The organism is Mesorhizobium sp. CNPSo 4671, assembly GCF_057784245.1.
This window is the reverse complement of record NZ_JBWLUW010000006.1, coordinates 176,738-189,629: the sequence shown is the minus strand read 5'-3', so window position 1 is coordinate 189,629 and position 12,892 is coordinate 176,738. Positions and strand designations below refer to the sequence as shown.

Below are 12,892 nucleotides of genomic sequence, written 5' to 3'. Positions count from 1 at the left end.
GGATTACCACAAATTTGCCGATCGGGCGCCACGTGACATCGCGGCGCCCTTCGTGTATCGGAACTCGGCATCGTGCCAACGTTCGGGGCGCGGCGCCTGCGCGAGGGCGGCCAGCCCGGGCGCGACCACATGCAAAATGAAGAGGACCAGATGACGGTGAAGCCCCTCTACCGACGTGTCTTGCTGAAAGCGTCGGGCGAAGCGTTGATGGGCGAACAGCATTTCGGCATCGACGTCTCAGTCGTGGATCGCATCGCCGCCGACATCGCCGAGGCCCGCGCGCTTGGCATCGAGGTCGGCGTCGTCATCGGCGGCGGCAATATCTTCCGCGGCGTGGCCGTCGCCTCCAAGGGCGGAGACCGCGTCACCGGCGACCACATGGGCATGCTTGCCACGGTCATCAACTCACTGGCGCTGCGCACCTCACTGCACAAAATCGGCGTCGATGCCGTGGTGCTGTCAGCGATCGCCATGCCCGAACTCTGCGAGAGTTTTTCGCAGCGCCAGGCAGATGCTTACATGAACCAGGGCAGGGTGGTGATCTTTGCCGGCGGCACCGGCAATCCGTTCTTCACCACTGATTCGGCCGCAGCGCTTCGCGCGGCTGAAATCGGCGCGGATGCGCTGTTCAAGGGTACGCAGGTCGACGGTGTCTACTCGGCCGACCCGAAGAAGGACCCGAACGCGACCCGTTTCGAGCGCATCAGCCATGCCGAAGTCATAAATCGTGGCCTTTCCATCATGGATACGGCTGCGATTGCACTTGCGCGCGAAAACAACATTCCGATAATCGTCTATTCGATCCACGAAAAAGGTGGTTTCGGCGATATTCTGAGGGGCGGCGGCCGCTGCACGGTCGTTGCGGACGAATGATCCGGGGCCTGATCCCTCGAAAGGGAAACCGGCTTTTCGAAAATCAGGCTCGAACGGGGCCTTGCCCCGAAGCAGTGAACCCGCGGCAGACGGGTCGAGGAGACTAAGATGAGTGGTGAGTACGACGATCTCAAGCGGCGCATGGATGGGGCAATCGCCGCGTTCAAGCATGACCTGGCCTCGCTGCGGACCGGTCGCGCCTCCAGCAATCTGCTCGATGCCATCCAGGTGCAGGCCTATGGCACCACCATGCCGATCAATCAGGTTGCCAACGTCACGGTGCCGGAGCCGCGCATGATCTCGGTGTCGATCTGGGACAAGTCGATGGTCGGTGCCGTCGACCGCGCCATCCGCGAATCCAATCTGGGCTTCAACCCGATCGTCGACGGCACCAATCTCAGGATCCCGCTGCCGGAGCTCAACGAACAGCGCCGCAAGGAACTGGTCAAGATCTCGCATGGCTATGCCGAGAACGCCCGCGTCGCCGCGCGCCATGTGCGCCGCGACGGCATGGACTTCCTGAAGAAGGCGGAGAAGGACGGCGCGATCAGCGAAGACGACCAGCGCAAGCGTTCCGACCAGGTTCAGAAGCTTACCGACGAAACGATCAGCACCATCGATCATCTGCTTTCCGACAAGGAAGCTGAAATCATGCAGGTTTAGGGTTGGCCGCCGGCTGACCCGAAAGCGAGATCATGACTACGCCCGCGCATGTCGCGATCATCATGGATGGAAATGGACGCTGGGCCAAGGCGCGCGGCATGCCGAGGCTCGCCGGCCATCGCGCCGGCGTCGAGGCACTGCGCAAGGCGGTGCGCGCGGCGCCTGATCTCGGCATCTCCTTCCTGACTGTCTACGCTTTCTCGTCGGAGAACTGGTCGCGGCCGAAGTCCGAAGTCAGCGACCTGATGGGGCTGTTGAAGCTGTTCATCCGCCGGGACCTCGCCGAACTGCACCAGAGCGGCGTGCGGGTCAGGATCATCGGCGACAGGGCAGGGCTGCAGCCCGACATCAGAGGGCTGCTCGACGAGGCCGAATCGCTGACCGCCGGCAACGAAGCGCTGACGCTGGTGATCGCATTCAACTATGGCGGGCGCGACGAGATCGTTCGCACGGCGCGCAAGCTTGCCGCGGCCGTGGCGCGCGGCGAAATCGACGCCGAAGCGATATCAGCTGAAAGCTTTGCCGGCGCCCTCGACACGCAGGGCATTCCAGATCCCGAGCTGGTCATACGCACCAGCGGCGAGCTTCGGCTGTCCAACTTCCTGTTGTGGCAGGCCGCCTACAGCGAGCTCGTCTTCCTGCCTTGCTATTGGCCCGACTTCAGCCGCGAGCACCTGGCCGAGGCGTTGCGCGAATTTGCCAGCCGCGAGCGTCGTTTCGGCGGATTGGGCCCGCAAGACGTCGCTTCGCGACCGGCCGCGGGATGAGCAACCTTCAACTCCGCGTCATTTCAGCGGTCGTGCTTGCCGTCATCGCCCTTGGCCTGACCTGGCTTGGCGGCCTGCCGTTCCGGCTGCTGTGCGCAGCCATGTCGGCGATGATCTTTTACGAGTGGACACGCATGTCGCGGCCAACCGCGACCAATGGGCTGGGCTTCCTGCCCGAGGCGCTGGTCATCGTTTTCATCGGCGCCTTGATTGCCGGGCTTGCCGCATCCTGGCTGCTGCTGCTTGTGGTGATTCTGATTGCCGCAACAGCGATTGCCGCCTTCGTTCGCAAGACCGGGCAGTGGGAGGCGAGCGGTCTTGCCTATGCCAGCGTGTCCGGCCTGTCGCTTGCCCTGCTGCGCGACGGCGACCATTCCGGCCTCGTCGCCATCCTGTTCCTGTTCGCCGTCGTCTGGGCGACCGACATTTTTGCCTATTTTGTCGGGCGCGCCGTCGGCGGTCCCAAACTGGCGCCGTCGATTTCGCCCGGCAAGACGCGCAGCGGTGCGCTCGGTGGCGCTGTCGGTGGTGTTGTCGCCGGGGTTCTGCTGGCCGCCGCCGCCGGTGCCAGCAACCTGGCCTTGATCGGCCTTGTGGCACTTGTGCTTTCGGTTGTCGCCCAGGCCGGCGACCTGTTCGAATCCTGGGTCAAGCGACGGCATGGCCGCAAGGATTCGGGCGTGCTCATCCCAGGCCATGGCGGTGTGATGGACCGTGTCGACGGGCTTGTCGCGGCGGCTCTTGCCCTATACGTCATTGGCTGGATTTCGGCGGGCGCCGATCATCCGGCGCAGGGGCTGTTTCCGATTTGAAGGATGTCGTTCCACGTTCTGGCGCGGGCGCGCCTTGGATTTGCCTGGATTGATGTCACAGTCACGGCGGAACGGCGGAAGAATTTGAGGGCATGAGTTGAACGGGATTCTTCACGCGATTTTCAGCACCGAAGGCTTGTTTCTCGGCACGCTCGTGCCGTTTCTCTTTGTGCTGACCGTAGTGGTGTTTGTCCACGAAATGGGCCACTACCTCGTCGGCCGCTGGTGCGGCATCGGGGTCAAGGCCTTCTCGATCGGCTTCGGTCCCGAACTCATCGGCTTCAACGACAGGCATGGCACGCGCTGGAAGCTTTGCGCCATACCGCTTGGCGGCTATGTCAAATTTGTCGGCGATATGAACGCCACCTCCAGCCAGCCAACTTTGGAGGAGCTGGAAACGCTGACCGACGCGGAACGCAAGGTCGCTTTCCACACTCAGGCGATCTGGAAGCGCGCGGCGACGGTGGCGGCCGGGCCTCTGTTCAATTTCCTGCTGACGATCGTCGTCTTTTCCGTGCTGTTTGCCTCCTACGGGCGTTATGTCGCAGAGCCCATGGTGGCGGAAGTCACGGCGGACAGTCCGGCGGCGAAGGCGGGCATCCAGCCAGGTGACCGATTCGTCAGCGTCGACGGCAGCAAGGTCGAAACCTTTGGCGATGTGCAGCGGCTGGTCTCGGGCCGCGCCGGCGATACCATTACCTTCGTCATGCTGCGCGACGGCAAGGAAGTCACGGTGACCGCGACTCCGCAGCTGATGGAGCAGGAAGACGCGCTCGGCAACAAGGTCAAGGTCGCCGTCATCGGTGTCGTCAACAACAAGGAACTCGGCCAGCCCCGTCTCATCAGCTACACCCCGATAGGGGCGGTCGCGGCGGCAGTTGAGGAAACAGGCCACGTCATCGAGCGAACCGGCCAGTTCTTGCAGCGTTTCGCCGTCGGACGCGAGGACAAGTGCCAGCTGGGCGGCCCCGTCAAGATCGCCGACATGGCCGGCAAGGCGGCCAAACTCGGTTTCGAATGGCTGGTGCAGCTCGTTGCGCTGCTGTCCGTCGGCATAGGTATTCTAAACCTTTTGCCGATTCCCCCCCTCGACGGCGGCCATCTCTTGTTCTACGGGGTGGAGGCCGTCATTCGCCGGCCGGTGTCGGAACGGATGATGGAAATGGCCTATCGGGCCGGTCTGCTTCTGGTCTTGTGCTTCATGGGTTTCGTATTCTGGAACGATCTGTTTGGGTGCTGAAATCATGAAGAAATTTGGCTTTGGCATGGTCGATGTTGAGACGCCGTTTACCATGCACGGGGATATGAGTGACGCGAAAGCCACGCACCAGGGTTAAGTAAATACAAATTAACCAGAAGCCTTGCGTGTAGGGAAAATCCGGTTAATACGGTAGGGGAAATTACCGCACGTCCGGTTTTCTCGCCGTGGGGACTACGAGAAAAGGTTATTAAGCCCGATGAAGGCAGCATCCAAGTTTCTGAGCGCCGCGTCCGCGGCGGCACTGTCCGCCGCCCTGGTCGTGCCAGGGGCGCTCGCAGTGCAGTTCGTTGCCACATCGGCGGCCGAAGCCGCTGTCGTCAGCAGGGTGGAGGTGAGCGGCAACCAGCGTGTCGACGCCGAAACCATCCGCAACTACATCACCATCAAGCCGGGTAAGGCTTTCTCCAGTTCCGATATCGACGCGGCGGTCAAGGCTTTGTTCGGTACCGGTTTGTTCTCGGATGTTCAGATCAATCAGGTCGGCTCGACACTGGTGGTGAAGGTTGCCGAGTACAAGGTCGTCAACCAGGTGCTGTTCCAGGGCAACAAGAAGCTCAAGGACAATGCGCTTCAGGCAGCGGTTCAGTTGAAGCCGCGCGGCACGTTCTCCCAGGCCACGCTTGATTCCGACGTCGAGGCGGTCAAGGCTGCCTACAGGCGCATCGGCCGCGATGATGCCGGCGTGACCACGCAGATCATGGACCTCGGTGACAACCGCGTGAACGTGGTTTTCAAGATCACCGAAGGCGACCGCACGCAGATCGCGGCGATCAATTTCGTCGGCAACAGCGCTTATTCGAGCCGTCGTCTGTCGGATGTGATCAACACCAAGCGCTCGTCCTGGGTGTCGTTCATCCTGCGCGATGACGTCTATGACGAGGACAAGCTGCGTGCCGACCAGGAGTTGCTGCGCCGCTTCTACTACAATCACGGCTATGCTGATTTCCAAGTGGTATCGGCCGTCGGCGAACTCGACAATGCGACGAACAAGTACACGGTCACCATCACCGTCCAGGAAGGCGAGCGCTACAATTTCGGCGATATCAGCGTCGAAAGCACGATCCCGGAAGTTGACTCCAAATCGCTGGAATCGGTGGTCGAGACCCGCAAGGGCGACGTCTACAACGCCAAGGATGTCGAGGACTCCATCATCGCCCTGACCGAGAAGGTGGCCGGTTCCGGCTATGCCTTCGCGCAGGTGACGCCGCGCGGCGACCGCAACTTCGAGAACCATACGATTTCGGTGGTCTATACCGTCGACCAGGGCACCAAGGCCTATATTGAGCGCATCGAGATTCGCGGCAACGATCGTACGCGTGACTATGTCATCCGCCGCGAATTCGATGTCAGCGAAGGCGATGCGTTCAACCAGGTGCTGATCCAGCGCGCGAAGAAGCGCCTGGAAGCCCTGAATTATTTTGATAAAGTCGACATCTCGACGGTGCCAGGATCGCAGCCAGACCAGGTCGTGCTGGTGGTCGACGTGGTTGAGAAGTCGACGGGTGAATTTTCGATTGGCGCCGGCTATTCGACCGGTGGGGACACTGCGGGTCCGTCCGTCGAAGGGTCGATCACCGAGCGCAACTTCCTCGGTCGTGGCCAGTACATCAAGCTGTCGGCCGGCGGCGGTAAGAATTCGCGCGACTACAGCCTGTCCTTCACCGAGCCCTATTTCCTCGGGCGGCGCATCGCTGCCGGCTTCGACATCTACAAGTCGACGAGGCAGTATGACAATTACGACAGCGACACTACGGGTGCGACGGTGCGCTTCGGCCTGCCGATCACCAACAGCATCTCGACCCAGCTGGCGTACAATATCTCGCAAGAGAAGTATGAGCTGGATAACAGTTGCGACGCCAACGGCGACGGGATACCTGACGCCGGTTGCAATGTTTCGACGGCAATCCTTGATGGCATTGCCCAGAGCCCGTGGATCAAGTCGTCGGTCAGCCTGGGGCTGGTTTACAACACCATCGACGACATGAAGAACCCTCATGAGGGTATCTATGCTACCACGACCGTGGAAGTGGCCGGACTCGGTGGCGATGCAAAGTTCGTGAAGGTCACCGGTCGTGGCAGCGTCTATCAGACGCTGTCCGAGCAGTTCGATTTGGTCGGGCTACTTTCGGGTGGTGCCGGTCATGTCGAAGGCTACGGCAGTGATGGTCTGCGCATCTTCGATCAGTTCCAGAGCACTGACCGCATGATCCGCGGCTTTGCCTATGGCGGCATCGGCCCTGCGGACGTGGCCACAGGCGACCATCTTGGTGGTACGACCTATTTCAATGCGTCGGCGGAAGCCCAGTTCCCGCTGCCGGTGGTTCCGGAAAGCTTCGGTCTACGTGGCGCCGTGTTTGCTGATGCTGCAACACTCTATGGCAGCAAGGTTGACACCGCTGGGGTCACTCAGACCTCGACCGATATGAAATTGCGCGCTTCCGTCGGTCTTGGCCTGATGTGGGCCTCGCCGTTCGGTCCGATCCGTATCGACTATGCGATCCCGGTCAAGAAGGAAGCGAGCGACGACGTGCAGGAATTCAACTTCGGCATATCGACCCGCTTCTGATCGGCGGTAAACGATGCTCCCGGATTTTTTGGATCCGGGAGAAATGTTCCGACCTAGCTGGATATAGCTTCTGGAATGACCGATCCGGTGTTCTTCGCGCCATCACGCCGGTATACGGCGGCCGAAGTCGCGAATCTGACCGGCTCGGTGCTTGTCGATTCCGGCCAATCCGACGTTTCGATCGAGGCGCTGGCACCGGCCAACGAAGGCGGTGTCAATGCACTCGTTTTCGTCGACGGCAGGCGCAATTCCGCCTTGATGCCTTCGCTGCGGGCGGCCGCGGTTCTGTGCCCGGCGGAATTCGCCAACAAGGCACCGGCCGACATCGCCGTTTTGATCCATCCGCGTCCACAACAGGCCTTCGCACTGGTCGGTCGGCTGCTGTTCCCCACAGCCGCCACCCCGGGACCAATGACGGGTGAAACCGGTGTTTCGCCGCATGCCCATATCCATCCGACCGCGCGTGTCGAAACCGGCGCTGTTATCGAGGCCGGCGTGGTCATTGGGCCGGGCGTCTCGATCGGCAGCGGCACCGTCATCGCGCCCAACGCGGTCATTGGACAATCCTGCCAGATCGGCCGTGACGGCTATGTCGGCCCCGGCGCTAGTATCCAGTATGCGCTGGTCGGCAATCGGGTCATCATCCATGGTGGTGCCAGGATCGGCCAGGACGGTTTCGGCTTTGTGGGCGGCGCCAAAGGGCCGGAACGTGTTCCCCAGATCGGACGGGTCGTCATCCAGGACGATGTCGAGATCGGCTCGAATTCCACCGTCGATCGCGGCGCCATGTCGGATACGATCATCGGTCAGGGCACCAAGATCGACAATCTCGTGCAGATCGCCCATAACGTCCGCATCGGTCGCAATTGCATAGTAGCCGGGCTTTCGGGTATTTCCGGTTCCGTGGTCGTCGGTGACAATGTCACCATGGGCGGCGGTGTCGGGCTTGCCGATCATTTGACCATCGGCTCAGGAGCCAAGCTTGCCGCCAGAAGTGGGTTTATGAGCAATGTTCCCGCCGGCGAGATCTGGGGCGGTTATCCGGCACAGCCGATGGCGGAAGCCATGCGAGAGATAGCCATGTTGCGCACGATGGCCAGGGCACGCAAGCAGGGCAAGGATAATGGCTGATATGGTGGCGGCGGCGATGCTGGAAGCGGTTGACATAATGGGGCTGATGAAGCTCCTGCCGCACCGCTATCCCTTCCTGATGATCGACCGCATCGTCGATATCGATGGTGATGATTCCGCCGTCGGCATCAAGAACGTCACCATCAATGAACCGCATTTTCAGGGGCATTTCCCGGAGCAGCCGGTGATGCCGGGCGTGCTGATCGTCGAGGCCATGGCGCAGACGGCAGGCGCCATCTGCATCCGCAGCCTTGGCGCGTCGAAGCCGTCGCTGGTCTATTTCCTGACCATCGACAACGCCAAATTCCGCAAGCCGGTCGTTCCCGGCGACCAGTTGAAGATTCACGTCAAGAAAATCAAGAAGCGCGGCAACCTGCTCAAATTCGCCTGCGAAGCCCTGGTCGATGGCACCAAGGCGGCCGAGGCCGAGATTTCAGCCATGATGGTCACCGGCGACTGACGATCGAGTGCTTATGAAAATCGAGACTTCAATCCATCCTTCCTCCGTCGTGGAAGAGGGCGCTCAAATCGGCCAGGGCGTGCGTATAGGGCCGTTCTGCCATATCAGCGGCGATGCCGTGATCGGCGATGGTGTCGAACTGGTCAGCCATGTCTCCGTCATGGGCGCGACCACCATCGGCGCCTCGACCAAGGTCTATCCGATGGCGACATTGGGCGCACCGCCGCAAAACACCAAACACAAGGGCGGCCGCACGACGCTGGTCATTGGCGCCAACTGCACCATCCGCGAAGGCGTGACCATGCATGTCGGCACCGACACCAGCCGCGGAGAGACGACAGTGGGTGACAATGGCAATTTCCTTGCCTATGCCCACATTGCCCATGATTGCGTTGTCGGCAAGAACGCCACCTTCGCCAATGGGGCGACGCTGGGCGGCCACTGCGAGATCGGCGACAACGTCTATATCGGCGGCCTCAGTGCCGTTCATCAATTCGTGCGTGTCGGCGACAACGCGTTCCTCGGCGGATGCTCGGCGTTTGTCGGCGATGTCATTCCCTATGCCATTGCCGTCGGCAACCGCGCCTCCTTGCGCGGCTTGAACATCATCGGCCTCAAGCGCGCCGGTCTGCCGCGTTCCGAAATCTATCTGTTGCGCAAGGCCTACAGAACGATTTTCGACCGCTCCCGCACCGTCGGCGAGAACATCGAATTCGCCAAGGCCGAGTTCGCCTCGTCGCCGACCGCCATGAAGATCATCGATTTCATCACCAGTCGCGGCAAGCGCCACTATGCGGTGCCGTCGCTCAAGGGCAGCGATGGCGACGATGCCGATGATGAAGACTGAGACGGCGGCTGCTGGTCTTGGTCTCCCGCCAGATGCCAGGGTCGGCATCATTGCCGGCGGCGGCAGTCTTCCGGTCGAAGTTGCGGCCGGCTCGGCCGGGCAGGGCTATCCACCCTTCATCGTCCTCATGGAAGGCGAGGCCGATCGTCTGCCGGAATTGCGCCAGTATGAGCATGAAACCCTTGCCCTGGAGGCGATCGGCTCGCTTGTTCCCTTGCTCAAACGACATCGGATCACCCATCTTGTGCTTGCCGGCGAGATCAAGCGCCGGCCAAGGCTGACGCACCTGCGCCCAAGCCTCAGCCTGCTGGCAGTGATACCGGTTGTCGTGATGGCACTGGCGCGCGGCGACGATGGGCTCTTGAAAGTGGTAGCGCGAGGCCTCGAGGCACGGGGGATAAAGGTCGTGGGTGCCCACGAAATCGTGCCGAACCTTGTCGCAGCCGAAGGGACCTTGACCAAGGTGGAGCCTCAGAAGTCCGACTGGCGCGACATTGAGGCGGGCTTTGCCGCGGCAAAGGCCATCGGCGCGCTGGATATCGGCCAGGCGGCGGTCGCGGTCGGCGGCCGGACCATCGCGCTCGAGGGTATCGAGGGCACGGCCGGATTGCTCGACCGCGCAAAACTCTTGCGAGGCCACGGCCGCATCGCCGGCAAGACGCGCGGTGTGCTGGTCAAATGCGCCAAGCCAGGTCAGGAACTGCGCGCTGATCTTCCGTCCATAGGACCACAGACGGTCGAAGCAGCGCATGCGGCCAGGCTCGCCGGCATTGCCGTCGAGGCAGGGCGCTCGCTGATCCTCGAAGGTCCCGCAACCCTGTCGCGCGCCAATGAGCTCGGCCTGTTCATCGTTGGCCTGGCCGCAGCGGAGCCGGCGCATGGCTGACAAGGCGCTGAAGATCGCGATCGTTGCGGGTGAAGAATCGGGCGATCTGCTTGGCGCCGACATTGTGCGTTCGCTTCGCCAGGCAACAGGCCGCCATGTGCAACTCGTCGGCCTCGGCGGCCGCCATCTCGGGGAATTGGGCCTGGTGTCGCCCTTCGACGCCGGCGAGATCGCGCTGATGGGTTTCAGTGCCGTCCTGCGCGATCTGCCGCGCCTTTTCAGGCGGATCGGCCAACTGGCCAAAACCATCGCTGAGGAAAAGCCGGATTGCCTGGTCACCATCGACAGCCCCGACTTTTCCTTGCGCGTCGCCAGGAAGGTGCGCGCGGCCAATCCGTCGATACCGATCATCCACTACGTCTGTCCGAGCGTCTGGGCCTGGCGGCCGGGCAGGGCGGTGGCGATGAAGCCTTATGTCGACCATATCCTCTGCATCCTGCCGTTCGAGGTGAAGGAACTCGAGCGGCTGGGCGGCCCGCCCGGAACCTATGTCGGGCATCGCCTCACGCATGATGCGGGTGTGCTCGCCGCCCAGAAGGCGCAGGCCTTGCCGCGCGATCTTGCCCAGGACCGCATCAAGACATTGCTGGTCCTGCCCGGTTCGCGGCGCGGCGAGGTGCGGCGGCTGGTCGACACGTTCGGTGAGACCGTATCGATGCTGCGCGGACGCGGACATCGTCTGCGGCTGCTGCTGCCGACGGTTCCGCATGTCACCGACCTCGTCAAAGCCTCGGTCAATCGTTGGGATGAAAAACCTGAAATCATCGTGGATCCGCAACGCAAATGGCAGGCTTTCGGCAAGGCCGATGCCGCGCTGATCGCATCGGGAACCGTGTCGCTGGAACTGGCGTTGGCCGGTGTGCCGATGGTCTCGTGCTACAGGCTCGATCCTATCGCCCGTGCCGTAGCACCCTATTTCGTTTCCGTCTGGTCGGCGCTGCTGCCCAATTTGATCGCGGATCGTGCGCTTATTCCGGAGTTCTACAACGAGTACGTCAAGGCGAACAATCTGGCTCGCCAACTGGAGGCATTGTTCGCCGACAGCGGCATGCGCGCCTGGCAGAAGGACGGCTTTGCGGAGATCGCCAGGCGCATGGCGACGGACAAGCCGTCGGGCGAGATCGCGGCGAGCGTTGTGCTTCGTCATATAAAAAAGGCGCCCTGAGAGGCGCCTTTTTCGATTCAAGAAGCTTCGGTCAGCGCTTGGCGATCGGTACGTAGTCGCGCTCCGGCGCACCGGTGTAGAGCTGGCGCGGGCGGCCGATCTTCTGGCGCGGATCCTCAATCATCTCTTTCCACTGCGCGATCCAGCCGACGGTGCGGGCGACCGCGAACAGCACGGTGAACATGGTGGTGGGGAAGCCCAGCGCCTTCAGCGTGATGCCGGAATAGAAGTCGACATTCGGATAGAGCTTCTTCTCGATGAAATAGGGATCGGTCAGCGCGATCTTTTCCAGCTCCATGGCGATATCGAGCAGCGGATCGTCCTTGATGCCGAGCTCGCCCAGCACTTCGTGCGCCGTCTTCTGCATGATTTTCGCACGTGGATCGTAGTTCTTGTAGACGCGGTGGCCAAAGCCCATCAGCCGGAACGGGTCGTTCTTGTCCTTGGCGCGGGCAATGAACTCTGGGATGTGATCGACATGGCCGATCTCGCCCAGCATGTTGAGCGCGGCTTCATTGGCGCCGCCATGCGCCGGGCCCCACAGGCAAGCGATGCCGGCGGCGATGCAGGCGAACGGGTTGGCGCCCGACGAGCCCGCGAGGCGAACCGTCGAGGTCGAAGCATTCTGTTCGTGGTCTGCGTGCAGGATGAAGATGCGCTCCATGGCGCGCGCCAGCACCGGGTTGATCTTGTACTCCTCGCACGGCACGGCAAAGCACATATGCAGGAAGTTTGCTGCGAAACCGAGATCGTTCTTCGGGTAAATGAAGGGCTGGCCGATGTGGTACTTGTAGGCCATGGCCGCGATCGTCGGCATCTTGGCGATCAGCCGCATGGAGGCGACCATGCGCTGGTACGGGTCGGAGATGTCGGTGGAGTCGTGATAGAAGGCCGACAGAGCGCCGACCACGCCGCACATCACCGCCATCGGGTGCGCGTCGCGGCGGAAGCCGGTGAAGAAGCGCGACATCTGCTCGTGCACCATGGTGTGGCGCGTCACGCGGTAATCGAAATCGTCCTTCTGCGCCTTGGTCGGCAGTTCGCCGTAGAGCAGGAGATAGCAGACTTCGAGGAAGTCGCCGTGTTCGGCCAGCTGGTCGATCGGATAGCCGCGGTGCAAGAGAATACCGGCATCGCCGTCGATGAAGGTTATCTCGGACTCGCAGCTCGCCGTCGAGGTGAAGCCGGGGTCGTAGGTGAAGGCGCCGGTCGTGCTGTAGAGCGAGGCGATGTCGATGACGTCGGGTCCGACGGAGCCGCTTCGCACCTTGAATTCATGGGTCTTGCCGGCGAATTGAAGCGTTGCCGTAGCCTCTTGGTTCGCGCCGCCCACATCCAGTTTTTTCGCAGCTTCGGTCATTGCAAACTCCTTGTTGTTTCCTCATGCCGGCAAAGGCAAATTCTGCAGAGCGACACGTCGAAATTACCGCAATGCGCGTATTCGCCACCGCATTTTAGGAG

The 12,892-nt window shown here is 61.8% G+C and carries 12 protein-coding genes; 11 read left to right on the top strand and 1 reads right to left on the bottom strand.

Features of this window, described 5'->3' with window-relative positions; translation table 11 throughout:
* The first annotated feature begins 150 nt into the window (after window positions 1–150).
* The 11 genes from pyrH to lpxB all read left to right on the top strand — a co-directional run bounded on the left by pyrH (window position 151) and on the right by lpxB (window position 11,431).
* On the top strand, window positions 151–873 hold the full coding sequence (gene pyrH / locus AC04SF_RS18975) for a UMP kinase (RefSeq protein ID WP_095200317.1): 723 nt from the start codon (window positions 151–153) through the stop codon (window positions 871–873).
* Window positions 874–981: 108 nt separating this feature from the next.
* Entirely contained in the window at window positions 982–1,536 is a 555-nt protein-coding gene (gene frr / locus AC04SF_RS18970) for a ribosome recycling factor (protein ID WP_095200157.1), read from the top strand.
* A gap of 32 nt (window positions 1,537–1,568) precedes the next feature.
* Window positions 1,569–2,303, top strand: a complete 735-nt coding sequence (locus AC04SF_RS18965; protein ID WP_096446259.1) for an isoprenyl transferase — start codon at window positions 1,569–1,571, stop codon at window positions 2,301–2,303.
* The gene (locus AC04SF_RS18960) at window positions 2,300–3,115 is read left to right on the top strand and encodes a phosphatidate cytidylyltransferase (protein ID WP_488479070.1); all 816 of its coding nucleotides are present in this window, start codon (window positions 2,300–2,302) and stop codon (window positions 3,113–3,115) included. The genes AC04SF_RS18965 and AC04SF_RS18960 overlap by 4 nt, the downstream gene beginning before the upstream one ends.
* A gap of 97 nt (window positions 3,116–3,212) precedes the next feature.
* Window positions 3,213–4,355 (top strand): RIP metalloprotease RseP, encoded by a 1,143-nt coding sequence (gene rseP / locus AC04SF_RS18955; protein ID WP_096446255.1) that lies wholly within the window; start codon window positions 3,213–3,215, stop codon window positions 4,353–4,355.
* Between the two features lie 217 nt (window positions 4,356–4,572).
* On the top strand, window positions 4,573–6,942 hold the full coding sequence (gene bamA / locus AC04SF_RS18950; RefSeq protein WP_488479069.1) for an outer membrane protein assembly factor BamA: 2,370 nt from the start codon (window positions 4,573–4,575) through the stop codon (window positions 6,940–6,942).
* 75 nt (window positions 6,943–7,017) lie between these two features.
* A complete protein-coding gene (gene lpxD / locus AC04SF_RS18945; protein ID WP_488479068.1) occupies window positions 7,018–8,073 on the top strand; it encodes a UDP-3-O-(3-hydroxymyristoyl)glucosamine N-acyltransferase in 1,056 nt (351 codons plus the stop codon).
* On the top strand, window positions 8,066–8,533 hold the full coding sequence (gene fabZ, locus AC04SF_RS18940; RefSeq protein WP_488479067.1) for a 3-hydroxyacyl-ACP dehydratase FabZ: 468 nt from the start codon (window positions 8,066–8,068) through the stop codon (window positions 8,531–8,533). Before lpxD ends, fabZ begins: the two co-directional genes overlap by 8 nt.
* Before the next feature lie 13 nt (window positions 8,534–8,546).
* Complete coding sequence (gene lpxA / locus AC04SF_RS18935) at window positions 8,547–9,380, top strand: acyl-ACP--UDP-N-acetylglucosamine O-acyltransferase (protein ID WP_096446249.1); 834 nt, start codon at window positions 8,547–8,549, stop codon at window positions 9,378–9,380.
* Window positions 9,352–10,266 (top strand): LpxI family protein, encoded by a 915-nt coding sequence (locus AC04SF_RS18930; RefSeq protein ID WP_183459810.1) that lies wholly within the window; start codon window positions 9,352–9,354, stop codon window positions 10,264–10,266. Before lpxA ends, AC04SF_RS18930 begins: the two co-directional genes overlap by 29 nt.
* Window positions 10,259–11,431 carry a lipid-A-disaccharide synthase gene (gene lpxB / locus AC04SF_RS18925; RefSeq protein ID WP_488479066.1) on the top strand — a complete coding sequence of 391 codons (1,173 nt, stop codon included), beginning with the start codon at window positions 10,259–10,261 and terminating at the stop codon, window positions 11,429–11,431. The genes AC04SF_RS18930 and lpxB overlap by 8 nt, the downstream gene beginning before the upstream one ends.
* Window positions 11,432–11,462: 31 nt before the next feature.
* Here lpxB and gltA read toward each other — a convergent pair whose 3' ends face one another.
* Window positions 11,463–12,791 carry a citrate synthase gene (gene gltA / locus AC04SF_RS18920; RefSeq protein WP_019858188.1) on the bottom strand — a complete coding sequence of 443 codons (1,329 nt, stop codon included), beginning with the start codon at window positions 12,789–12,791 and terminating at the stop codon, window positions 11,463–11,465.
* Window positions 12,792–12,892 lie beyond the last annotated feature (101 nt).